The organism is Sphingobium xenophagum (genome assembly GCF_002288285.1).
In the GTDB taxonomy this organism is placed as follows: Bacteria; Pseudomonadota; Alphaproteobacteria; order Sphingomonadales; family Sphingomonadaceae; genus Sphingobium; species Sphingobium xenophagum.
The window spans coordinates 161,094-185,318 of record NZ_CP022748.1 but is presented as its reverse complement, the minus strand read 5'-3'; the positions used below and the strand labels follow the sequence as shown (position 1 = coordinate 185,318).

Below are 24,225 nucleotides of genomic sequence, written 5' to 3'. Positions count from 1 at the left end.
GTTGAGCTCAACATTAGATCGCTTCTTTGCAGTCGCAGTTTATGTCGAGCGTGGCGGCAGGAGGCGCAGGTTTCCTTCGGTTTTCCATGATTTCACTCCAGATAATTACGGTTCCCTCGACCTCAACAAGTCGAAGGAACCAACATGCGATCAAGATCATCATTGCCGTTTCGAGCGGCCCCGCTCCGGGTCGACGACCCGCCCAGTCACGACGCTCTACTCACCGCATTCCTCTCCTCTCTGTCGCTCGACGAGAGGTCAGGCAGTGCGGTTCTGTTTGGCGCTGCGGCCCGTCATTTCCTGCATTGGATGGAACTGCACGGGATCGCGATCCGCACGATCGACGATCGGACCGTTCGGCGGTTCGAGAAGCATCGGTGCCGTTGCCACCGGTATTCGGCGCAGCAGCCAGTTTATAAGGCGGACATTGCAGCGCGGGTCAGGCGCTTCGTCCGCTTCCTGGAAGATCAAGGCTACGTCGATGTCGACGACGGGATGGACGATCTGCCACGGTACCTCGCCGACTATTTCGATGGGATCGATCGCTTGCAACTCGCGCAAGGACCGGCCCAGTCCTATCGATCCGAGGCCGAGCATTTCGCGGCCTGGCTTCGCATTGTGCGGCGGCGGTGGGCCGATATCGACGACACGATCATCGACCAGTACGGCGCGCATGTTTGTCGCTGTCCGGTCTGGCGCAAGCGAGGCAAGCTCGTTGCATCAGGTGCGAAGCGTCGACGGCGGTGCGCTCGGCACTTCGTCGAGTTTCTGCGGCGGCAGGGTGCCATCCCACCAGTCGAACCGGTGGCGGATGCTGACCCGCACATGGCGGCTTACCTTGCCTGGCTTCGGCAACATCGCGGCGCCACCGAAGAGACGATCCGCCGCTACCGGGCCGACATTCGTCGGCTCATGCCCATGCTGGGCGAGCCTTCGCAATGGGATGCGGCGGCGCTCAGGCGGGCGTTTGAACGACGAAGCAAGGAGACGCCGGGATCCGTCTCGCTGATCGTCACGATCATGCGGAGCTACATCCGCTTTTTGATTGGGCAAGGCGAGTGTCGACCGGCACTGTTGCACGCGATCCCTTCGGTCCAGCGATACCGCCTGTCGACGCTGCCCCGCCACGTCGACCCGGCAACGGTCGAGCAGATCATCGACGCCTGTCCGACAGGCCGCCCAGTGGAAGTTCGGGACAAGGCCATCATTCTTCTGCTCGCCAGGCTCGGCCTGCGTGCCGGCGATATTCAGGATATGCACCTCGAAGACATCGACTGGCGGTCCGGTCATCTGACGGTCAAGGGCAAGACCAGACGGCCAGACCGGCTGCCGTTACCCCAGGATGTTGGCGACGCGATCCTGGACTACATTGCCACGGCCCGTCCCAAGGCCGCCGATCCGCACTTGTTCGTACGCGCGCAAGCCCCGTTCCGGCCATTCCGTTCGTCCGCCGAGATTGCCGGCATAGTTGCGCGCACGCGTGAACGCGGCGGGATCCAGGGCGTGCCGACCGGATCGCACATCTTCCGGCATTCGCTTGCCACCAACTTGCTGCGCGCAGGCGCGGGGCTGGAGTCCGTCGGGACCATCCTGCGCCACAGCTCACCCGAGACCACCGCCATCTACGCCAAGGTCGATCTGCCGATGCTCATGAAGATCGCCCAGCCATGGCCAGGAGAACCGTCATGCTGAACACGCACATTTCCCGCTACGTTGCACTGCACCGCAGTCTTGGCCGGAAGTATGACGAACAGGATCGGCTGCTCCGCCTCTATGCAGCCTACGCAGGGCATTTCGGTGACCAACACACCCAGGTCCAGCGCATCTACGACTGGTGCCACACGGCGAGCTCGCAATATGTGGCACAGACCCGCTTCGACACCGTTCGCAACTTCAGCCTTTTCGCCCATGCCGAGGAACCCGCCCACGAAGTGCCTCCTGCTGGCGTCTTCGGCCGGGGTAAGCGTCCACGCCCGACCCCGTATATCATCGAGCCCGAACAGATCCGCGCCATCATGGCCGCGGCGCTGGACCTGCCGCCCAAAGGCACAATCAGCCCCCACACCTACCATTGCCTGTTCGGATTGCTGGCAGCGACTGGCCTGAGGATTTCCGAAGCCCTCGCGCTACAGTGTGACGATCTGGGCGAAGACGGGTTGATCATTCGCAATGGCAAGTTCGGCAAGCAGCGCCTCGTCGCGTTGCAACCGTCGACCCGGCAGGCGCTCGAAGCATATCTCGCGACCCGAGCGAGGCTCGGCGCCACGGGCAATGACCTGTTCGTCACCATCCGAGGACGGGCACCCCACAAGGTTCGCGCCCACATCGTGTTCGTCCGGTTGGCACGACAGCTTGGATACCGCGGACCGACCGGAACAGCGGGTATGCGGATGCACGATTTGCGCCATACCTTCGCCGTGCGCTCGCTGGAGTCCTGTCCGCCGGACAGGGAGGCCGTGGCACATCACATGGCCGGCCTCAGCGTCTATCTGGGACACGCGTCGGTCGCCAACACCTACTGGTATGTCGAGGCCACCCCGGTGTTGCTGCGCGACATCGCGGTCGCCAGCGAACACCTTTACCTGGGAGAAGCGGCATGACGGCACTCGCCCCTTATCTCTCGGCGTACCTGCGCGAACATCTTCCGCGCGACCGCGCCGTCAGCCCGCACACGGTGAAGACCTACGCCAACTGCTTCGTGCTGCTGGTCCGGTTCGCTGCCGACCGGTTGAAGCGTCGGCCAACCGATCTTGAGGTCGAGGATCTCGGCACGGACCTCATCCTGGCCTTCCTCCACCATGTTGAGAACGGACGCGGCAGCTGCGTGAGGACCCGCAATGGCCGATTGGCAGCGATCCGATCATTCTTCCGGTACATCGAGTATCGCGTGCCTGCCTGTCTCGATCAGGCCCTGCGCATTCGTGCGATTCCAACCAAGAAGACCGACAAGGCACTGATCGACTACCTCGACCGGGCAGAGATCAAGGCTTTGCTTGATGCACCTGATCCCCGGACCCGCCTCGGCACTCGTGACCGCGCTATGTTGCACCTGGCCTATGCTGGCGGGCTCAGGGTGTCGGAACTCGTATCGCTGCAACAGCGCGATTTCCCGGACCGTTCGCTGTCCACCATGCACATCATGGGAAAGGGCCGCCGCGAACGGGTCTTGCCGCTCTGGAAAGAGACCCAGATCGCATTGCGCGCATGGCTTGCGATCCGCCCCGAAGCGCAGGTTTCCGAGATATTTCTCAACGCGAACGGGCAGCCCATGACGCGTGACGGGTTCGCATTCCGACTGGCCGAACACGTTAAGATTGCCGGAATCAAGCAGCCTTCGATCCTCGGAAAACGGGTCACGCCGCACGTGCTGCGCCATTCCTGCGCCATGCACACGTTGGCGGCGACAGGTGACATTCGCAAAGTCGCGCTGTGGCTCGGCCACGCCAGCATCCAAAGTACCGAGGCCTATCTGCGCGCCGATCCCGAGGAGAAGCTGCAGATTCTCGCGGCCCACGGCGCCCCCGCCATCATGCCCGGACGCTTCAAGCCGCCATCCGACGCTCTGATCACCATGCTTACCGACGTTCGAAGACTGGCCTGACCCGTCCCCAGACATTCCCCTGATCCTCATATATTATCTGGAGTGAAATCATGGAAAACCGAAGGAAACCTGCGCCTCCTGCCGCCACGCTCGACATAAACTGCGACTGCAAAGAATACATAATCGACTACCTCGAACGCGCCTTTCCGACCCGCCAGATGCGCGTTTTCAAGGACGACACCGGCACGCCGCGATCGCTGCCGATGGTGAGTGAGGACGGCCATCCGGTCTACAATCCCGAGGCGCAGGCAGCGCGCGACGCGCTTATCGAGAAGCTCTGCGCGATGCCGCCAATCAAGTCGGCGCTCGACGCGCTGCTCGAGCATTTCGGGCACGACAATGTCGCGGAGGTCACTGGCCGAACCAAAAGGCTCATCACCGCGAGCGATGGACGGCAGAAACTGGAGAACCGGTCGGCCCGCACGAGCCAAGCCGAAGCCGCGGCGTTCATGGCGGGCAAGAAGCGGATGCTCGTCTTTTCCGACGCCGGCGGCACCGGGCGCAGCTACCATGCCTCGCTCGACGTGGCGAACCAGGAGCAGCGCGTGCATCTGCTGCTGGAGCCGGGCTGGCGCGCCGACCGCGCGATCCAGGGGCTAGGCCGGACCCATCGCACGCATCAGGCCACCACGCCGCTGTTTCGCCCGGTGACCACCGACTGCAAGGGCGAGCTGCGCTTCACCAGTACGATCGCACGGCGTCTCGACAGCCTCGGGGCGCTCACGCGCGGCCAGCGCCAGACCGGCGGGCAGGGCCTGTTCGATCCCGCCGACAACCTCGAAAGCGAATATGCCTGCGCCGCGCTTCTCTCCTGGTTCGACCTGCTGGCTGCGGGCAAGCTCTCCAGCACCACACTCGACGATTTCCAGCATCGCACCGGCCTTGAACTGGCCAACGAGGACGGTGTCCTCAAGGACGAGATGCCACCGATCCAGCGCTGGCTCAATCGCATCCTCGCGCTGCCGATCGCGCTCCAGAACAGCATCTTCGACGAGTTCCTTTCCCTGATTGAAACGCGCGTGTCTGCCGCGCGCGAAGCGGGGCGCCTCGATGTCGGCGTCGAAACGATCCTGGTCGACAAGGCGACGCTGATCGATGACGTGGTGTTGCGCACAGACGCGCGCACCGGCGCCACCTCGCATCTGCTCACCATCGAGATCGCGCGGCGCCGAAATCCCGTCTCGCTCGAGCGCATCCTGCGGATCGCCGATGGCGACGGAAGCGCCGGCTTCATGATCAACCGCAAGTCGGGCAAGGCGGCGCTGCGGATGCGGGCGCGATCGCTCATGGAGGAGAAGGAGGGCACGCCGATCCCGCGCGTCGAGATGATGCGGCCGACGCGCAACGAATATATGCGCGAGGATGATCTCTACGAATCCTCCTGGGAGGAGGTCGACCGCGAAGCCTTTTGCACCGAATGGTCAGCGGAAGTCGAGATCGCACGCGAGACCGTCGACAGTGAGACCATCCGCCTCGCAACGGGCCTGCTCCTGCCGATCTGGTCGGCGCTGCCGAGCGATCACATGGCAGTCAACCGCATCGTCGACGGGGAAGGGCGGTCCTGGCTCGGGCGCCTGGTGTTCGACGATCATGTGCCCCAGCTTTTCACCAAGCTGGGCATCGATCGGTCCGAAACACTGCCGGCCGATGCCGTGGTCAGGGCGGTGACGGCCGGGCGCAGCATCGACGTCTCCCATCCGTTTCCGCTCACGATCAAGCGGTCGGTCGTCAACGGTTCACCGCGAATTGAGCTCGTCGGTTGCCCATATGACCGCTTGGCCTGGCTCAAATCCATCGGTTGCTTCACCGAAGTGATCCAGTACCGCACCCGCATCTTCGTGCCGATGGCCTCGGCTGAGACGCTTCTGGCCCAGATTTTCGCCGAGCCCGGATGACTACTACGCGCCCTTTGAATCCTCGACGAACGGTGTCGAGCCGATCCGAGTTGGCTAGGGGGATGCCCTTGTCTGGTCGTACCTGGCATCAGCGTCAAACGGACGCTCGGCTCCCGGCCGTGTCCGGGTCGTTGGAGTCCTGAAGCTCGAGAGAGGGAAGGGGGAAGCGAAGCTGGTGTTCGGGCTGATCCGGACGCCAGATGGAGCTCTTCCCATGACCACTTCCGTTAAGCTCGCGAAGCTCACGCTCTCGCCCATCAATGTCCGCAAGCGGCCCGACGACCTGCTCGAAATCCCCCAGATGGCGGCCGATATCGAGGCGCGGGGTGTCCTGCAGAACCTGCTGGTCACGCCGCTGAAGAAGCCGCGCGGTACCTTCGAGGTGTTCGACGGCGGGCGCCGCTTGCGCGGTCTGCGGATGCTCGTCGAGCGCGGCGTCATCGACCCCGAGACTTACGATGTTCCCGTCAAGGTCCTGGTCGGCGACGAAGCCACGCTGTCGGAGACCTCGACCGCGGCGAACTTTCATCAGCTGAAGATGACGCCGGCCGAGGAATGCCGCGCGTTCCAGTATTTCATCGGCCTCAAGGGCGACATCGACGGCGTTGCCAAGCGCTTCGGCCTGACCCGCCGGTTCGTCGAAGGTCGCCTGCGCCTCGCGACCCTGGCCGAGCCGATCTTCGAAGCGCTGAGCGAGGGCTCAATCACGCTCGACGTCGCCAAGGCCTATGCATCGACCGAGAACCAGGAGAAACAGCTCCTCGTCTGGAGCAGCTACGGCAGCAGCTATTCGAACGCGGACACCATCCGCCGCGTCATCGCCAACGAGACGATGAATTCGACCGATCCCGTCGCCATCCTGGTGGGCGAAGACCGCTACGCGGAAGCCGGCGGCAAGGTCGATCGCGATCTCTTCAGCGACAGCGGCGACAAGTGGGTCAATCCCGAGATCGCGCAGCGGCTCGCCGCGGACATCATGGAGGCGGAAGCCAAGCGCGTCGGCGAGGAACTCGGCCTTGGATGGATCCGCCCGATCGCGTCCAACTTCACGCACAGCGCCGCCGCTGGTCTTTATCGCGTCATCCTGCCTGCACCCGAACTCACCGAGGAGCAGGAGACCCGGCTCGAAGAAATCTCGGCGCGGCAACAGGCCATTTCCGAGGAGATGGCCGACGATTCCATCGGTGAGGATGCCTGCAAGGCCCTCGACCAGGAATATGACGCGCTCACCGACGAGGATTATGCGATCCGGAACGTGGCGCCCACGTTGCCCGATGAGCTGCGGCCGCAAGTCGGCGCTTTCCTCAAGCTCACGCCCAAGGGCGCAATGGTACTCGACACGGAATATTATAGCGAGGAGCCGGTGCGGGTCGGCGGCACCGAGGACGAGGCGAAGGAAGGCGAGGATAGCGTCACGATCGGTCGTCCCACCGGGGGAGGCCGGGAAGGCGCCGCTCCAGTCCCTCGTCCCGAGGCCGTGGCCCCCGGAGGCAAGCCGCTCAGCGCGCGCCTCTACGATGAGCTCGCCATGCAGCGCCGCGACGTCTTGGCCGCGACGCTGCTCAGCCATCCGGCGCTCGCGCTCGACTATGCGCTGTTCGTCATGATCGACGACCGCATGAGCAGCTCCGCCGCCTACGGCTCGACCATTCGCGCCCGCTCCCCTCAGGATCCGGTATCGGGCGAGCTGCCGTCGACGCGGGCCCGAGCCTATTTGGCCGAAGCCCATGACGGGCTCGACGCGGTCTGGACGGAGCACAGCAGCGAAGTCGAGCGGTTCGAGGCGTTCCGGGCGCTTGACGACGACGGCAAGGCGGCTTGGCTCGCCTATATCGTCGCGATGTCGCTCGAAGCGCCGAGCTACCGTGCCGATCAGTGCCCGCTTCAGAACCGTCTCGCGACGATCATGGGAGTCGACGTCGCAAGCTGGTGGCGGCCGACCTCGGAGAACTTCTTCGACCGCGTCAGCAAGGGCTCGATCCTGACCTTGCTCGCCGAAGTCGGCGGCGCCGCGCTGACCGCCCGTCACGCCACCATGAAGAAGACGGAGATCTCGCAGTCCTGCGCGAAGCTCTTCGCAGGTGAGGCGATCGTCGAGCCGGAAGTTCGGGATACGGCGCTCGCTTGGGTACCGAACGCGATGAGGTTCCGCGACCAGGTGGACGTCGACGATCTCGACCTCGAGGAGGGTGCCGGCGAACAGCCGGACGATGCCGAGACCGTCGACGCGGTTGAAGCGAGCGAAACGGGGCTCGAACCGCACGCTGACGAACAAGGCGCGCTCGCGGCCTGAAGCCTCGCCTTCTGGATGTCCTGACCGCCGGCGTGCTTTCCCGCGTCGGCGGTTCCTTTTCCTCTCCACTCGGGAGTCCCCGCCATGCCAGTCTCTCGGCGATCCAGCCGCGATGTTGCCGCGGAAATCACGGACCTCATCATCCGCAAGCTCGAGGAAGGCGTCCCACCGTGGTCGAGGCCGTGGCGCATAAGCGGCGGCGGCGGTCGGCCGCTCCGTCATTGCGGGACTCCGTACACGGGGATCAACACGCTCTATTTATGGGCGCTCGGAGACGCGATGGGATATCGTTCCCGGTTCTGGATGACCTATCGCCAGGCCGAGGCGCTCGGGGCCAATGTTCGGCGCGGCGAAACCGGCGCAATCTCGGTCTACTATTCCTCGTTCAAGAAGCTGGAGGAGCATCCCGAAACGGGCAAGGAGGTGGAGCGCAACATCCGCTTCCTTCGCCATTACATCGTCTTCAACGCCGACCAGATCGATGCGCTGCCCGCCTATTTCTATGCGCCAGACGAGCCGCAGATGCCGGTGGCGCCCTCCCTCCGCCAGGCGGCAATCGATGCTTTCTTCGCCGGCATCCCCGCCGATGTGCGCCATGGCGGCAACCAAGCCTACTTCACGCCGACCTTTGATTATATCCAGATGCCAAATCGGACATCGTTCCGCAGCATGGATCTGTACGCATCGACAAGGTGCCATGAGACAGTCCACTGGTCGGGCCATGCCGACAGACTCGCTCGCACCTTCGGCAAGCGCTTCGGCGACAAAGCCTATGCATTTGAAGAGCTTGTCGCCTTATCTGGACAGTCTGCACCGTGCCTGACGCTTCATTGAAGGGTATCGTCCGGGCGCGACGCAGGGGGGCATCAGGCCGGATGAAGCGCTCCCAATAAGCTGGCGTAGTCCGGCCTGATGACCACCGTCCCGCAGGCGCGCAATGGGTGCGTTCTGGATTCGGGAGGGGGTCCGGGGGAGGGACTGGCAAGCTGTGGATATTTCAGAAGAACCGATCTCCATCCAGGAACGCCGCGAAGCAGATGGACTGGACGCCCACATTCCGATCATCCTGCGCGATGGTACGATCTATGATCCTGATCTCGATCGCTACTTCCTCGATCTGCCGCTCAACGGCGCGCGTTCGCGCCACTCGCTGCGGGCACACGGCTACGATGTCCTGGTTTGGTTGCGGTTTCTGGGTTCGGCTCGCCGCAAGACCGTCTGGCAAGCCGATACCGATGATGTCGGTGCGTATCATCGGGCACGCCGGCGTAGTGACGCCGAGTTCCGGATATCAGCCTCGTCGTGGAACCGGGCGGTTGCATCGCTGGACAAGCTCTATCGATGGGCCGAGCGCGAGGGCCTGGTCGAGCGTACGCCATTCACCCATCGGCAGATCTGGCGAAGATCGCACGGCGGTCGGCGCGCTGCCATCGCCGGGCATAACGAAGCTTATGAGCGGGCTGCGCGCCGGTCCGATGTGCGCTTCGTCGATCTTCCCGCCTACCATGTATTCCGAGACGTCGGCCTGCGCGGCCTGACCGTCGAGGGAGCTGAGCGCCCGGGAGCGCGCGACCGCAATGGTGCACGCAACGCGCTGTTCGCTGACCTGCTGGTCACCACCGGTTTGCGTCTCGAGGAAGCATCCTTCCTTCTCGCAGCGGAGATTCCCGGCAGCGATGTTCGTGTAGAGCGCCAACGCCGGGTAGAACTGCCGGCGGCCCTGACCAAGGGCGACCGGGGCCGGACCATGCTGCTACCGCGTCGCCTGCTGCCCGCATTCGATGCATACATTGCGGTCGAGCGCGCATCGGCGGTGGCCAAGTTCGCCTCACGTCGAGGTTGGGAGGCCATCGACCGCCCGATCTTCATACACCGCCCACCCACCGCACCGACCGCTTTGCACCTCGTGGGTGGCGGCATGATGGATATGGAAGTCGTCACACCGGATGAACGGGCCAGGCTCGTGATTTGTGCCGACGATGGCACGCCAGGTGAGGGGGCAGTCCTCTGGCTCACCGAGGTCGGGCAACCGGTGCTGCCCAACTCGTGGGAAGCGATCTTTGCCCGGGCGAGCCGTCGATGCACGGATGCCGGTATTTCCGTTCGCGTCAGCCCCCATCAGCTCAGGCATTCGTTCGCCGTGCACATGCTGGCGATGCTGATCCAGCGGCGCCTCGGCGAAGTTGCTGCACCGGCAGGCGCCATGGACGGCTATCGCCAGTTGCTCGGTGATCCGCTGCAGCAGGTGCAACGCCTGCTCGGCCATTCCAGCCTTGCCACCACGTCGATCTATCTCGATCACATTGCCACTCGTGCCGATACCGTCGATGCGGCGGTGGAAGAGTTGCTTGCGCGTGTGCCGGGCTATCTCCGGCCATGACCGCCGCTCCTCGTAAAGGTCGCAAGGTCGGGTTCGAGGGCCAGACCACAGAGCCCGAGCCCGACCCATGGCTGCAGATCAGCACGCTGCGCTTCACGATCGCCCCGCCGTATGGGGGCGAGGTTCTTGTCGATTTCACCAGACTGCACCCACGGGGACTGGCACTCGCCTTTGCCCGAGGCCTGTTCATGCTGGTCGCTCCACGCGGGCCCGTAGCGGTTCGCTCCTCCATCAAGACATACATGACCCAGCTGCCGAGCTTCTTTGCCTATCTTGCCGGGACTGGTGATCGGATCTCCGGGCCGGCCGACCTGCGAGCCAGCCACATCGATGGATACGAAGCGTGGCTCGAAGCTCAGGGCAAGTCGCGGGGCCACGCGCCGACCTTTGTCGCCAAGGTCGTTTCCGTGCTTCGCCGGATCGCTTCCGATCAGCCTGATGTCATCGAGGCGGGCTTGCGTGAGCGGCTTCGCTACGTCAGCTCGCAACCTTACGCCCCGCCACGCCCACGCGACGCCTACAGCCCGTTCATTGCCCGCCAGCTCCGTGACGCGGCCCGCATCGATCTGGTCGCGATCGAGGCCAGATTGCGGGCTGGCCCATGCTTTGGCGAGATCCGGGAGATCGAGGCAACTGCCCGCAAGGCGCACGCCGCGATAGAGGCGCGTGGGGTCCTCAGGCATCGCGACCCTGAGTGGATGGCACTCTATGCCAGGCGTTGGAAGCGCGGCCTCTGGAACGCGGATTTCAGCATGACGCTGCACAGCGCTCATTACCTGACGTCCGTCGATATCGTGCCGCTGCTGGTCCTGCTTTCGCTGGAGACCGGGCTTGAGCTCGAGTGCTGCAAAACGCTGACCGTCGATTGTTTGCGCAACGCCTCGGGCGGTACGGTGGAGATCGCTTACACCAAGCTTCGCGCACATGGCGCCGAACACAAGACCATCAGGGTGCGAGACGGTGCCTCGTCGACGCCGGGAGGGCTGATCCGGCGCATCATCGCACTCTCGGCAAGCGCGCGGGCCCATAATTCCAGCGATTGCCTGTGGGTCTATTACCAGACCGGTGAGATCGTCCACGGCATTCGCCATCCGCGCTCGACCATCGATGCATGGACCACGCGCCACGCCATTGCCGATGACGCGGGCAGACCGCTGTATCTGCGCCTGTCCCGGCTCCGCAAAACTCACAAGGCGCTCTGGTATCTCAAGACCGAAGGGCACATGGCACGGTTCGCCGTCGGCCACACGATCGAGATCGCAGCGCGGCACTATGCCGATGTTCCCTCGCTCAGACCCCTGCATGAGCAGACCGTCGCCGACGCCCTCGAGGAGGCAGTCGCCGGTCCCCGAGTCATTCCTCCCTCCGAGGAAGATCATCTGCGCAGTCGAGCCGCAAGCGCGGACCAGATTGCCGATGCGCCATCGGTTGCCGTGCTCGACGGAGAACAGGACGTATGGCTGGCGAGCTGCGGCGGCTTCTACGCAAGCCCTTTTGCCGCAGCTGTCGGCTCTCCATGTCCCACGCCGTTCTGGGGCTGCCTCGATTGCAAAAACGCGGTGATCACTGCGCGCAAGTTGCCAGCGATCCTCGCGTTTCTCACCTTTATCGATGAGCAGCGCGCAGGCATGAACACGAACGAGTGGGCGGCCAAGTTTGGTCACGGCCGTGAACGCATCGTCCGCCAGATCCTGCCTGCCTTTGGCGATGACGCGGTGGCTCAGGCTCGCGCGCGGCTCGCCGCCCAGCATCCCATTGTCTATCTGCCGCCCGAGGCCCGGGCATGACTGCCGTATCCTTGCCGGCCCATGACGACGGGGCGCGCGAGACGCTTCCCGTACTCATGTCGGTTCCGTTGCGGCCTGGCTACAACCGCGCCGATCTCTCGCGTTACGGCGATCAGACCTGGGATCTGTCGCCGGGCGTCTTTCGCGATAACGCCAGGCGCTGCCATGTCACCGTGCATTTTAGCAGCATCGAAGGCCCAGCCATTGCCGATGCCCTGCGCCAGTTTCTCCATGCGCGGCTCAATGTCGATCTGCCGGGCCATCGCCCCCGGCTTCAGCCGGCAGCGGTGCGGGGTGAGGCCAACCGGGCTCTGCTTTTCTTCAACTTCGTGAAGGCCGACCTTGGGCGCTTCGATCTTGAGCGGGTCGATCAGTCTCTGCTTGACCGCTTTGCCCGTTCGAAGCGCCGTGAGGGGCTACGTCCGGTTGCGGTCGCAGTATTGCTGCGCGTCATCTTCGACCTTCACGAGTTGCGCCGCCACCTTCCAACGGCTCGTCTTCGTATCGATCCGTGGCCCGGGCGCAGCCCGTTCTCGGTTGCCGGTGCCCGGTACATCCCTGGCGAGAACCGGACGCCGCGCATTCCCGAAGAGATCATGACGCCGCTGCTGGCATGGTCGCTGCGCTATGTGACCCACTTCGCGCCCGACATTTTCGCTGCGCGCCGGGAGCTTGAGCGTCTCGAAGCCAGGCGCAGCCGATTGATTGCGCGCGAGGCTCATCTCGATCAGGCCGAACGCCGCGCGCGGCAACGGCAACGGCTGACCGCATACCTCACGGGCTTGCGGCGGCAGGGCCGCGGCGTTCCCATCTGGACCGGCTTGTACAACGCTGCTGTCCGCACCGATCCGTTGACCGGCGAGCAGCTGCCACCGATCAACTACCATCTCCTTCATCTCCACGCCGGCGTCGATGCGCAGGCAGAGCCCGCCATGCACCTCAGTCTGACGACCGGTGCACCAGACCTGATCGCTGCCGCCATCACGGAACTCGGCACCGAAGTCGGGGGATGGATACACCGATTGCCGTGGATCCCGGGACCCTCCAACCCTGGCGCAGCCGGTTCGATGTCAAGGCGTTGGCCCTGGAAGAGGTCATGCTACAGGCCGCCGCCTACATTGTTTGCGCCTATCTGTCGGGTATGCGCGACAGCGAGATCCAGGCAATGAAGCGTGGTTGCCTGTCCATCGTCAGAGACGAAGACGGCGTTATATTGCGTCACCGCATCAAGTCGGTCGCGTACAAGGGCAAGCGCGGAGGCGGAGAACAAGCGGAGTGGGTTACGATCGCGCCCGTTGCCGACGCGATCGCCGTGCTCGAGCAGCTGTCCGAGCGGGCCGGACGAGCGCGGGGCACTACGACGCTTTGGCCTGTGCTGTCACTTCGCGCCAACACCAAGACTCATGTCTCTGCCGAGATCGTCCGCCAGATCAACCGGTTTCGTGACCATCTCAACCAGCAGTTCGGATCGCCTGATGCGCCGGTCATTCCTTCACGACCCGATGGCGCACCCTGGCGGCTGACCACCCGTCAGTTCCGCCGCACGATTGCCTGGCATATTGCCAACCGGCCATTCGGGACGATCGCCGGCATGATCCAGTACAAGCACGCCAGTGTTGCCGCCTTCGAAGGCTATGCCGGAAGCAGCCGGTCGGGATTCCGCGGCGAGATCGAAGCGCAGCGCGCGCTCGGCCAGATCGACGACATCCTCGCCTATTTCGACGAGCGGCAAGCTGGTGCCCGCTTGGGTGGCCCTGCCGCGAACCGCGTCGGGACCGGGCTCGATGTCGTTGCAAGCGAGCTGGCGCCGCTGCCCGCCATGATCGCCGACCGACCGCGTTTGCGCACCATGCTCGCCAGTCTCGCGCGAACACTGCATGTTGGCCCGCTGGCCGACTGCTTTTTCGATCCTGCAACGGCCCTGTGTCTCAACCGGATCACACAGCCCGGCCCGCCAGCACCGATGATTTCGATGTGCGAACCGCTCCGCTGCCCCAACGCCTGCGTCACCGCGCGGCATCGCGCGTCCTGGCAGCGCGGGGCCGACGAAGCGCGCCTGCTGCTGCGCGAGAAGCGGCTCCCTGAGCCGCAGCGGATCACGCTTCAGGCCGAAGTCGCAAGGATCGAGACAGTTCTCGCTCAGATCGTGCCCGGTACCGCCACACCGCATGCCGGTGTGGCGGGAGAGGAAGAGGAGGCCGGTTTTGGGGTGACGGACTGAAGGAGGGGGAGAGAGTTTCCCTCCGACCGTCGTGGAGACCTGCCATGACCCGATCCCACCCAGCATCGGCGCGCGCCGACGTCTATTCACGCATCACCGCCGAGATCGTTGATGCCATCGAAGCCGGTGCCGGTGACTGGCGCATGCCGTGGCATCACGACTGCGCGGCCACCACCCGGCCGCAGAATGTCACCTCTCGTCGGCGCTATCGGGGCGTCAACGTGCTGGCGCTCTGGATTGCTGCCGAAGCGGCTGCTTATTCCAGCGGTCTGTGGGGCACCTACCGTCAGTGGGCGGCTCTCGGTGCGCAGGTTCGCAAAGGGGAGCACGGCACCACGGTCGTATTCTGGAAGCAGGCTACATCGCGCGCCGCCGATGATCATGATGAGGGCGAAGCCGGCCCCGGGCGCATGTTCGCCCGCGCGTTCACCGTGTTCAACCTCGCTCAGGTGGAAGGCTACGAGCCTGCACCGGTCGCGGTCTTGCCCGAGAGCGAACGGTTCGCGCACGCCGAGGCGTTCGTTTCTGCATTGAAGATTCCGGTCACCGAGGGGGCATACGACGCGCATTACCGGATCGATCTCGACCAGATTTTCATGCCGACCTTTGCCACATTCCGCGACGCGTCGGCCCACATGGGCACATTGCTGCACGAATGTGGTCACGCCACTGGCGCAAAGCACCGGCTCGACCGCAACTTCGCCGAACGGTTCAAGCGCGACAGCCTCGCGATCGAGGAAATTTGCGCCGAACTTACCGCATCGTTCGTCCTCGCGGATCTCGGTATCGCCCATCACCCACGGCCCGATCACGCCGCCTACGTCGCGTCCTGGCTGCGCGTGTTCAAGGATGACCCACGTGCGATTTTCACAGCTGCCAGCAAGGCCCAGGCCGCAGCCGACTGGATGCATGCCCAGCAGCCTCAGGCTGAGGAGATGGCGGCGTGAAACAGGTTCGCAAAAATGGCGCTGGAATTCACATTAGCGCTGGACTGTCAGGATATGTCGCGGAAATCGGGGCAGGGCTGTGCTGCGCCGATCTGGATCTCCCGAATATCCTACACGACAGCCACGCAAGCTATGTCGGACACTGGCTCGGCATCCTTCGCGGGGACAAGACCGCCATCATCCACGCGGCCGCCAAGGCCGAGCAGGCCTTTGCTTACCTGAAGAGCTTTGGTGGCGCAGCCGACGACAGCGTTCGGGACGAGCCAACGGCGGCGGCAGCTCTCGCCGCCTGATCGCCACGTCCGATCGATTTTCCATTCCACTCATATCGCGAAGGAGCACCACCATGGGCTGGCTCTACATGCCTCGCCAATCGCTCGGCGGACACGCATCCGCGAAATCCTATCTCGACGCTCAGTTCACCCATGAACGCCCGCAGGAGGAGGGCGGCTCGCGCGGGCTCAAGGTCCTGGCTTCGGCCTGCCCCGGAAACCGGGTCTATTACGCCGCGACCCAGGTGATGACGAACGGTGTCGGCGGCGAAATCTTCGCGATCGTCTGCCTCGTCCGATGGAACCCTCGCGACAAGGAGGGAATGATCCTCGGATACAAGGATATGGAGGAATCCATGGGTCCCTGTGAGGATGGATGTCCCGCGCATATCCTGGATCTCCTGACGGCGACCGACAACAAATACGCTCTCGACTGGCGGGAGCGTTGCCGGGCCAATCTCGCGAGGCGTGGACGCAAACTGTCGGACGGTGATCGCATCCGGCTCGAGGCGCCGGTGACTTTCTCGGACGGTCACGTCGGGCAGGAGTTCGTGGTGTCCAAGCGCAGGCGAAAGCTCCTCCTTCGCGATCCCACCAACGGTAGTTTCTACCGGATCAGCCGCCTCATGGAGCGCGCCTGGTCGGTCGTGCCCGTCACCAAGGTCCACAAGACGGTGTTCGCCTGAACCTCAATCGATATATCCTCGTGACGAAGGGGATCATTTTATGACCATCAGCATCGACAGGGACGGCCTCTCTCCCAAACGCGCGCTGCTCTGCAGCCGCGAGAACGCCATGCGCGTCGCTGGGCGCATCTTCGATCATTACCCAAGGAAAGTGAGCATTTTGCGCACGGCGGACCCGCTCCAGCCCTTTCGCGTATCCACCGATCCGTCGGCGCCGGGTTTCGTCGTCCTTGAAATGGTCGCATGACGCGCGTTCCGACCCTGGCTCTCCTGCTTATCGCCGCCTGCACGCCGAGCGATGCCGCCGAGGACACCTCCTTCAATGCTACCGCGCGGGCGCTTGATGGCGATACGGTCGCGGCCGATTTCCGGCTTCTCGGCGTTGACGCCTTCGAGCGACGGCAACTTTGCCAGAAGGCGGGCGCGTGCTGGGAGTGCGGGAAGGCGGCGCAGGATCTTGCCGCCCGCACCTTGCATGGCGGCGATGCCAATATCCGCCTGTCCTCGCCATCAAGCTACGGACGGCCGGTGGCCGTCGTCACGGTCAACGGTCGCGATCTCGGCGAAGTCATGATCGGCTCGGGACTCGCCATTCCCCAGCCCCAGTTCCTCAAGGCCGATCCCGATCGTGCCGCGCGCTATGCGGCAGTCTTCGCGGATGCCAAGCGCCGCGGCGCCGGAGCCTTCGGGGGCGAATGGATCGAACCCACCCAGTGGCGACGTGGGCGTCGTCTCACCTGCGAGCGATAGCGACGAGGAAATCGAGCGCGTCGGCCATCAGGGAAGCCGCCTGCGCCGAGACGCCCGCGATCATCTCGACCGCGAACATGCCGGCATTGAGCCCGAGGGCGATCAGCAGGACGCGTTCTCACCTCTCGTCCCGCGAACGCTCCTCGCCGCATCCGCCTCCGCAGCAATCACCGGCCATGGGCCAACCTCGATTCGACTGACGTAGCTCATTATCCACCCGACCCGGTCCGATGGGTCAAGCCAAGCCTCGATCTAGCGAGGCAAGCCCGGGTTCAGACACCGAGCTCCGGATCCGCCCACCACGAACGCCCCTGCCGGAAATCGTCCGCTGCCGACACCATCGGCCCATCGGGCTCGTCCGCGACATAGGGCGAGACGAGCGGCCGCGCCTTAATGCGGCGCCGATGGATGTCGCCGGCGATCCGGCCGCGCGCCTCCAGCAGCTCCTCGAGCCACATGAGATCGTCGATCATCTCGACGACACCGCGGCCCGCGAGGCAATAATAAATGCAGCGCTGGAAGTCGTCGCCCACCGGATTGCTGAGGATCGAGGCCAGCTTGCGCTTGCCGCCCGGCTCGCCCTCGTGAATCCAGCTCACCGCCTCGCGGAGCTCGCGGACCGAATAGAAAGCGTCCTCGATATGCATGCCGATGGCCGCATTGGCGATCATCCGGCGCGTCGGGCGGTTCTGCTCGTCGATCGCCGCATCGCGCAGCGTCACGTCCAGATCGAAATGGTCAAGATAGCGGGCGGTCGAAGCGGACACGGTGATTCTCCTTCATGAGGAACATTATATGAACGATCCGCTCCCAAAGAAAAGATCAATCACGGTCATGGTGGGTCTGCCACACCTCGCCGACGGCAAGCTGCTCGAGCGTGCCAGGCGGTTGCAGCAGCCGGTCCTCATCTCGGCGAACGCGCTCTCGCGCTGGACGAAGGAGCGCGGCTGGCGCAAGTGGGCGGGTTGGCGGATCAGCGCGCTCGCCAACGCCACCGGCCTCAAGAGCCTTAGCCTCGACAGCGCCGGCTTCAGCGCCATGGTGACCTATGGCGGCTATCCGTGGACAATCGACGATTACATTCGCCTCGCCGCGGCCTTTCCCTTCCAGTGGTGGGCGAGTCTGGACTACTGCGTCGAGCATCAGGTCGCGGGCGACCGCGACGAGGTGCTCGACCGGATCTCGCGCACCATTCGCGCCAATGTCGAGTGTCGCCTGCGCGCTGAAGATCAAGGCATCCTGACCAATTTCATGCCGGTGATCCAGGGACGACTGCCGTTCGACTACGAGCGCTGCGCCGACGCGCTTTCAGGCACGATCGAACGGGCCGGACTGGTCGGTGTCGGGTCGATGTGCCGGCGCCCGATCCACGGGCCCGAAGGCCTGATGGCGGTCGTCGATCATCTCGATCGCGTGCTACCGCCGGGCATCCGGCTCCACCTCTTCGGCGTGAAGGGCGAGGCCATCCCTTATCTTACGGTCTTCGCGCATCGGATCGCCTCGATCGACAGCCAAGCCTACGGCGTAGCGGCCAGGAATGCGGCGCGACGCGGCGGCATTGCGAAGAGCGACGCCATCGTGGCGGACCATATGGAACTCTGGGTCTGCTCCCAGCATGCGCGCATGCGCCAAGCGCAGCGCCAGCTTCCGATGCAGGTGCCTGTAGCTGAACCCGCGCGACCCGACGACCCATGGGAGGCGGCCATCGCGGAAGCGCGGCAGCAAATCCGCGAACTGATCGAATTTGGTGATCTCTTAGGTCCTGCGGATCAGATTGCCCTTTTAGCGGCGTCCATTGAGAGGGATCAGGCCGACCGCCGCGCTAACCCAAAGAGCTGGCGGTGGTCGGCCTGATCCCTCTCTACGCGGTGCATCGAAATCCTTGGCCAATTACTACGTCATCGAAACCTGTGGTCCCGCTCAATGACGCGCGATTGCCGTATCCAGTACCCAGATCGCCGCAGGCCTGCCTCTGGCAGGCACCGCCACGAACAGCTTCGCGAGCTCAGGTGAAAACAGGCCCGTTCGAGCGCCCGGCGCGGTAATAACTCGCAGGCCCGTTCCCCCAGGCTGTGAGTGCATCGAAACGTCGATGTGGCCAGCACCGCAGACGAGATATTGACGGTCGCCATCGAGGAAGAGATCGTCGGCGTCGCCGCAGGCGGGCAGCGTATCGATGACGGCTCCCGTAACGGCATCTCGGCGCTGAAGCGCAGCGGGTAATCGGTAGCCAACGACCACCTCGCGACCGGACGGTTCGACCGCCAGCGGAAAGTTCAGGCGGTGCATCCCGTCGGCCATGACGAAAGGACAGCGCCTGAATCGACGTCAGCCACCACGATCGCTCCACGATCGGGGATGTTGATCCAGGCACGGGAGGCCCGCAGCCGGAATTCCTCGGGGTGGCCGGCGAGCGATACCCGGCTCAGAATTGCGTGTTTCGCGGGATCGATGATCGCCAGACCGCCACCGCCATAGCCGATAATGACATGCCCATTGCGACTGTCGATCCGGACATTGTCAGCATCGTCGCCGAGGTCGAGTTTCGCCACTTCATGGCGATCGGCTGCGGTATATAAATGGATGGATCCATCACCGCAAGCGACGACGATCTCGTCAAGGCGATCGAGATAGGCGACACCCTGCGGTTCGTGCAGTCCGACGATCCGGCCGAGCCGGCGACCACTGGCCAGATCGATTTCATCGACCGTGCCGTTGCCATATTCCGCGACGAATAGCCGGCCATGAGCCACATCGAGCGCAAGATGGTCGATCCGCCCGGCGACGTCGGGCAATGAAATGGCTCGCTCGAGTTTCAGCGGTGACGATGGGTCGGTTGCGGCGACCATGCGCGGGGCTGCGCTGCAACCGGGCGCGAGCGAGAGCGCCGATACGATACCGACGAACTGAAGGGCTTTTCGCCATACGAGCATGCTCGATCCCTTTCGTCCTTTGTCTCACAGGCTGGCGGTCAGGTTGAGCGAGAGATATTTGCTGTCCCCCGTTGGCGGTGCGTTGGGCGCATCGGTGAGGAAGCGCCCTTTTGCCAACCATACGCCGTCCACTTCAAACCGCAGCCTTTGCGGGACGATCCAGGCCCGAACACGGGCGTCGAGCTGCTGGCCGGCGAAGCTGCCCGCGCGCGCCGATGCGTCACGGACCCCTGTGCCCGAGAAGCTGTCGGTCGCCTGGGCAAGCCAGAGTAGCCGGTAGCTGAGCATCAGGTCGAGCCGCTTGTTCGGCGTTGCCTCGACGCGTAGCCCCGGCGTCAAGACATTGGTGCGCGCCACCACATTGTACAGGCCGACCGGCCCGAGATCGGCGCGGCGCATCCCGAACAGGCTGTCGAACCGCGTGTACGTGCCGCCCGCGCGATCACCCGAAGCATAATCGAACTCGGCCGAGACATGCGGCTTCCAGACGCCCGGCAATGTATAGCCGAAGTCGGCGTGGACGAACCAGGCGCTGACCGGGACGCGTGGCGCGCCGGCCGCGATGGTCGTGCTGATCCGGCCTGATTGATAGATGCCCTCAAGCTCATAGTCGATGATGCCGGCCTTTGGATCGCGGATCACGCGCGCGTCGAAAGTGTTGAGCGATCGGTCGCGCGTCGGACGACCGGCCGTGTCGTGTTCGCCGAGATGAAAGAAGCCCAGTTCGACCGTTGCCGCGCCGAGCGTTTTCGGACGCGACACGATGCCGCCCCAAAGCACCTGGTCGAATCCCTCATGATCGAAGCCTATTTTGTTATCGAGAATGGCAGTCTGGTCATCAGGGCGGCGCTGCTGCGGCAGAACGTAGATCAATGTCGCCTTGAGGGTCTTGAGGCCAAGGTCCGCACGCAGGCCGGTGAAGCCGTTGGTGGTGTTGCGATAGTCATCGGCCGCGACCAGCCGACGCGAGCCAAGGTCGATTTGCATCCGGCCAGCCCGAAGACCGAGTGATGTGCCCGGGCCGAATGGGTGCTCGATATCGGCGCCGACCCAGGCCTGAACCAGGTCGAGTGCGTTGACTTCGTTGGTCGAGATCGGCGTGCGCGTGTTGGCGAGCCAGGACCGGCTATCATAGACTTCGCCGCCGATGCGGAACGGCCCCGCCTTGTAGGTCGCGGTGACAATCGTGCGCAGGTCGATGAGTTCGTCGCTCGGGTTGAACCCCGGGCGAACCTGTCCATCAACCGTCTCGTAGCGCAGGCGCATCGATCCGCTGACATCGAGCCCTTCGACAGCCGTCGAGGTCGGGGTGTGCTGCGCATATGCCGGACCGGCAAGGGCGAGCAGTCCCGATACGGCGACCGGGGCGGTGCGCCGAAAACGAGGCGCCCGGTGGCGCTTGAAGATGGCCATGTCAGCTTGTCACAAGTCTTGCGGCCAGTCGGTCCGCATTGGCCCACGCAATCGAGCGCATGAAGGTATCGACATAGTCCCCAGCCTTTGCCCCGAAATCCATCGCATAGGCATGTTCGTACATGTCGAGGGCGAGGATTGGCGTAGCACCAGCGAGCGTCGCCGTGTGATCGGCCGCCCATTGGTTGGTCAGGCGGTTGTCGCGGTGGCTCCATTGCAGCAGCACCCAGCCGGAACCGCCGCCCAGCGCCTTGCCCATGCCGGCGAACTCGGCCCCCCAGCGATCATGGCTCCCGAAATCCCGCTCGATTGCTTGCGCGAGCGGTCGGCCAGGCTGCGAAGCCGCACCGAGCCCGGCGAAATAGAGTTCGTGCAGGATCATCGAATTCCAGGCGATCAACTCCTCGCGCTTCAGTCCGTTGATCGTGAAGCCCGGCGCTTTGGCTGCATCGAGACTGGCGAACTGGGTCGTGATGGCACCGAGCCGCTTCACTGCGCCGACATAATTGTTGTCGTGATGACTGACGAGCAGCCGCTCGGACAAGCCGGTGATCGTCTTTGGATCGAACGGCAGCGCCACCGGTTGCGGCGCGAAGGCGCGCCCTGCCGGCGCAACCGCCCCGGCAGGTGTTTGCGCGACAGCGTCGGTCGATGCGAGCGCCGCAGCACCCACCGTCATCATGGCGCCAGCAGCGAGAAGGTTGCGGCGGTCGATCATCGGGTCGCTCATCGTCTTCTCCGGTCGAAGGTTGGTTGAAATGTGGGACTGTCCGGTCATGCGAGGATGCCGGCGAAATAGAGGGCTACGCCGGCTGCCGAGGCGCCGCCGAGCGTTGTGAAGATGCCGATCTTCAGGCGAAACATGGCGATGATCGCCGCGACCGAGATGGCGAGCGCCCACAGGTCGATGCTGGCCATTACCGGCATGTCGAAACGGATCGGCCCGGCGTGGAACGGCAGCACAGCGCGAAAGATCGTGTGGATCGCAAACCAGATGGCGAGGTTAAGCACTACGCCGACGACCGCAGCTGTGATTGCCGACAGCGCGCCCGACAGCGCCTTGTTGCCGCGCATCCGCTCGATGAACGGCGCACCGAGGAATATCCACAGGAAGCAGGGAATGAACGTCACCCAAGTGGCGAGCAGCCCGCCCAAAGTCCCCGCGAGCAGCGGCGACAGCATACCGGGATGGCGATAGGCGCCCATGAATCCAACGAACTGCAGCACCATGATGAGCGGTCCCGGCGTGGTCTCGGCCATGCCGAGCCCGTCGAGCATCTCTCTTGGCTGCAGCCAGTGATAGTTCTCGACGGCCTGCTGTGCGACATAAGCCAGCACTGCATAGGCGCCGCCGAACGTCACCACCGCCATGGTCGAGAAGAAGGTCGCGATCTGTGTGAAGACGTTGGTGCCGCCGAGAAGCAGCAGCAAGGCTGCCACGGGCGCAAGCCACAGCACAAGCCAGACAAGCGCCTGGCGGAGCGACTGCCCGAGCGTCGGGTTGGCATGATCGGGCAGTTCCTCGCCGAGCAAGGTGTCGGCGTCCTCGACGATCGCGCCCTTGGTGGCCCCGTGTCCGCCACCGACCTGGAATGCCGAAATGCCAGCGCGGCCGCCGAAATAGCCGATCAGCCCGGCGGCGAGCACGATGACCGGGAAGGGCACGCCGAGGAAGAAAATGAAGATGAACGCCGCCGCCGCCAAGCCACGCATGATAGTGTTCTTGAGCGCCCGGCTGCCGATCCGCACCACCGCTTGCAGCACGACCGCGAGCACCGCGCACTTCAGCCCGAAGAACAAGGCCGAGACAATGCCGACACGTCCGTAGAGCGCATAAATCCAGCTCAAGGCCATGATCGAGATCGCGCCGGGCAGGACGAACAGTGCGCCCGCGACGATTCCGCCGCGTGTCTTATGCATTAGCCAGCCGATATAGGTGGCGAGCTGCTGCGCTTCGGGGCCGGGCAGCAGCATGCAATAGTTGAGGGCGTGCAGGAACCGATGCTCGCCGATCCAGCGCTTCTCGTCGACGAGGATGCGGTGCATCACCGCGATCTGCCCGGCCGGGCCACCGAACGAGAGAGCAGCGATCCTGAGCCAGACCCAGAAAGCCTCGCCAAGCGAGACTGGCGCGATCGGAGCAGGCCGCGGCGCTGACGCGGCGCCCACTTCCATCGGGACGGTGCTCATGCCGTCACCGGCTTCGTGCGTGCGCCCTTGGGCTGATGGGATACCCAATCATGAGTCTCGCCGGTCGCATCGCGGCACCAGCGATAGAAGGCATCGTAAAGGAGCATCCCGGCCTCAAGCTGCTCCAGGTCATCGGCATACATGCGCGACAGGCCGAGCGACATCGCCACGAGCCCTGCTGCCTCCGGCACGATCTCCGGTCGGCCGGTGTCGGCCCCGCGGACGATCAGGGCCAGATGGGCAAGCGGCTGCACCTCGGAGAGGCCGAAACCCTCGAGCATGACGTCGAACGTACAGCGCTCGCCATCATGGCTCCAGGTGATGCCATCGCCCTCGATATCGAAGGGCGCGCCGCCGAATCGTTCGGCGACGCCGACCACCTCGCCGGGTGCTACGAACAGGAACATGGCGTTGGGATCGACGAACCGCCGGATCAGCCAAGGGCAGGCGATACGATCGACCTTGGGTCGGGCGCGCGTGACCCAGACGGTCCTGCCTTGCGGATTGCGGGCCGGCAGCACCGCTTCGGGGATGAGGGGATGACCAGCGTCGATCCACGCGCGGACGCCTCCGTCGAGGGCGTCTGCGTCGGCGCCTTCCTGGCGCAGCCAGGCAGCGGCGCCCTGGCTCAGCTTGTGGCCCTGCGCGCAGGCTACGACGATCGATTTGCCCCGATATTCGGCAGCCCAGCCGGCGACGTCCGCCCATGGCCGACGAACTGCGCCCGGGATGAAGCGTGGCTCCGCCGCGAAGTCGTCGTCGGTGCGCACATCAATGATTGTCGGCGCCTTGGGCGTACCGATCAGGCGAACGAGCTTATCTACGGGAATCGTGTTTAGCGCAGGCATGATGCGTCC

At 64.3% G+C, this 24,225-nt stretch carries 19 protein-coding genes and 3 pseudogenes; 15 read left to right on the top strand and 7 right to left on the bottom strand.

Features of this window, described 5'->3' with window-relative positions:
• The first annotated feature begins 144 nt into the window (after window positions 1–144).
• From CJD35_RS20405 to CJD35_RS20340, 14 genes and pseudogenes are all read left to right on the top strand, one after another.
• Window positions 145–1,692, top strand: coding sequence for a tyrosine-type recombinase/integrase (locus tag CJD35_RS20405; protein ID WP_095687465.1), 1,548 nt, complete (start codon window positions 145–147; stop codon window positions 1,690–1,692).
• Entirely contained in the window at window positions 1,686–2,600 is a 915-nt protein-coding gene (locus CJD35_RS20400; RefSeq protein WP_095687466.1) for a tyrosine-type recombinase/integrase, read from the top strand. The genes CJD35_RS20405 and CJD35_RS20400 overlap by 7 nt, the downstream gene beginning before the upstream one ends.
• Window positions 2,597–3,601 carry a tyrosine-type recombinase/integrase gene (locus CJD35_RS20395; protein ID WP_093067947.1) on the top strand — a complete coding sequence of 335 codons (1,005 nt, stop codon included), beginning with the start codon at window positions 2,597–2,599 and terminating at the stop codon, window positions 3,599–3,601. The genes CJD35_RS20400 and CJD35_RS20395 overlap by 4 nt, the downstream gene beginning before the upstream one ends.
• 203 nt (window positions 3,602–3,804) lie before the next feature.
• Entirely contained in the window at window positions 3,805–5,496 is a 1,692-nt protein-coding gene (locus CJD35_RS20390) for a strawberry notch C-terminal domain-containing protein (RefSeq protein WP_349304025.1), read from the top strand.
• Between the two features lie 214 nt (window positions 5,497–5,710).
• Entirely contained in the window at window positions 5,711–7,789 is a 2,079-nt protein-coding gene (locus CJD35_RS20385; protein WP_017183287.1) for a ParB/RepB/Spo0J family partition protein, read from the top strand.
• An 84-nt stretch (window positions 7,790–7,873) separates the two neighbouring features.
• A pseudogene (locus tag CJD35_RS20380) lies at window positions 7,874–8,617 on the top strand (ArdC family protein); the annotation flags it as partial.
• Between the two features lie 160 nt (window positions 8,618–8,777).
• Window positions 8,778–10,169 (top strand): tyrosine-type recombinase/integrase, encoded by a 1,392-nt coding sequence (locus tag CJD35_RS20375; protein WP_244917351.1) that lies wholly within the window; start codon window positions 8,778–8,780, stop codon window positions 10,167–10,169.
• Entirely contained in the window at window positions 10,166–11,956 is a 1,791-nt protein-coding gene (locus tag CJD35_RS20370) for a hypothetical protein (RefSeq protein ID WP_095687530.1), read from the top strand. The genes CJD35_RS20375 and CJD35_RS20370 overlap by 4 nt, the downstream gene beginning before the upstream one ends.
• Window positions 11,953–14,177: pseudogene (locus CJD35_RS20365) on the top strand (site-specific integrase). Before CJD35_RS20370 ends, CJD35_RS20365 begins: the two are co-directional and overlap by 4 nt.
• A gap of 44 nt (window positions 14,178–14,221) precedes the next feature.
• Window positions 14,222–15,124 carry an ArdC family protein gene (locus CJD35_RS20360; protein WP_095687529.1) on the top strand — a complete coding sequence of 301 codons (903 nt, stop codon included), beginning with the start codon at window positions 14,222–14,224 and terminating at the stop codon, window positions 15,122–15,124.
• A 56-nt stretch (window positions 15,125–15,180) separates the two neighbouring features.
• Window positions 15,181–15,417 (top strand): annotated as a pseudogene (locus tag CJD35_RS20355) (zincin-like metallopeptidase domain-containing protein); the annotation flags it as partial.
• A gap of 53 nt (window positions 15,418–15,470) precedes the next feature.
• Window positions 15,471–16,082, top strand: a complete 612-nt coding sequence (locus CJD35_RS20350) for a DUF6927 domain-containing protein (protein WP_017183280.1) — start codon at window positions 15,471–15,473, stop codon at window positions 16,080–16,082.
• Between the two features lie 40 nt (window positions 16,083–16,122).
• Entirely contained in the window at window positions 16,123–16,329 is a 207-nt protein-coding gene (locus tag CJD35_RS20345; RefSeq protein WP_017183279.1) for a hypothetical protein, read from the top strand.
• Window positions 16,326–16,832 carry a thermonuclease family protein gene (locus tag CJD35_RS20340; protein WP_017183278.1) on the top strand — a complete coding sequence of 169 codons (507 nt, stop codon included), beginning with the start codon at window positions 16,326–16,328 and terminating at the stop codon, window positions 16,830–16,832. The genes CJD35_RS20345 and CJD35_RS20340 overlap by 4 nt, the downstream gene beginning before the upstream one ends.
• 272 nt (window positions 16,833–17,104) lie before the next feature.
• Here CJD35_RS20340 and CJD35_RS20330 read toward each other — a convergent pair whose 3' ends face one another.
• Window positions 17,105–17,599, bottom strand: a complete 495-nt coding sequence (locus CJD35_RS20330; protein ID WP_017183276.1) for a hypothetical protein — start codon at window positions 17,597–17,599, stop codon at window positions 17,105–17,107.
• A 28-nt stretch (window positions 17,600–17,627) separates the two neighbouring features.
• Here CJD35_RS20330 and CJD35_RS20325 point away from each other — a divergent pair, with 28 nt between their 5' ends.
• Window positions 17,628–18,686, top strand: a complete 1,059-nt coding sequence (locus CJD35_RS20325; RefSeq protein ID WP_095687545.1) for a deazapurine DNA modification protein DpdA family protein — start codon at window positions 17,628–17,630, stop codon at window positions 18,684–18,686.
• Window positions 18,687–18,752: 66 nt separating this feature from the next.
• Here CJD35_RS20325 and CJD35_RS23245 read toward each other — a convergent pair whose 3' ends face one another.
• From CJD35_RS23245 to CJD35_RS20300, 6 genes are read right to left on the bottom strand one after another with little or no spacing between them, the layout of a single operon-like run.
• Window positions 18,753–19,133 (bottom strand): hypothetical protein, encoded by a 381-nt coding sequence (locus tag CJD35_RS23245; protein ID WP_244917322.1) that lies wholly within the window; start codon window positions 19,131–19,133, stop codon window positions 18,753–18,755.
• A complete protein-coding gene (locus CJD35_RS23240) occupies window positions 19,109–19,765 on the bottom strand; it encodes a YncE family protein (RefSeq protein WP_244917321.1) in 657 nt (218 codons plus the stop codon). The genes CJD35_RS23245 and CJD35_RS23240 overlap by 25 nt, the downstream gene beginning before the upstream one ends.
• A 24-nt stretch (window positions 19,766–19,789) precedes the next feature.
• Window positions 19,790–21,178, bottom strand: a complete 1,389-nt coding sequence (locus CJD35_RS20315; RefSeq protein ID WP_095687454.1) for an alginate export family protein — start codon at window positions 21,176–21,178, stop codon at window positions 19,790–19,792.
• A gap of 1 nt (window position 21,179) precedes the next feature.
• Window positions 21,180–21,908, bottom strand: coding sequence for a superoxide dismutase (locus CJD35_RS20310; protein ID WP_095687453.1), 729 nt, complete (start codon window positions 21,906–21,908; stop codon window positions 21,180–21,182).
• A gap of 44 nt (window positions 21,909–21,952) precedes the next feature.
• Window positions 21,953–23,368, bottom strand: a complete 1,416-nt coding sequence (gene chrA, locus CJD35_RS20305; protein WP_420876376.1) for a chromate efflux transporter — start codon at window positions 23,366–23,368, stop codon at window positions 21,953–21,955.
• Window positions 23,365–24,216: a chromate resistance protein ChrB domain-containing protein gene (locus CJD35_RS20300; RefSeq protein WP_095687452.1), complete on the bottom strand. Its 852-nt coding sequence runs from the start codon at window positions 24,214–24,216 to the stop codon at window positions 23,365–23,367. The genes chrA and CJD35_RS20300 overlap by 4 nt, the downstream gene beginning before the upstream one ends.
• Window positions 24,217–24,225 lie beyond the last annotated feature (9 nt).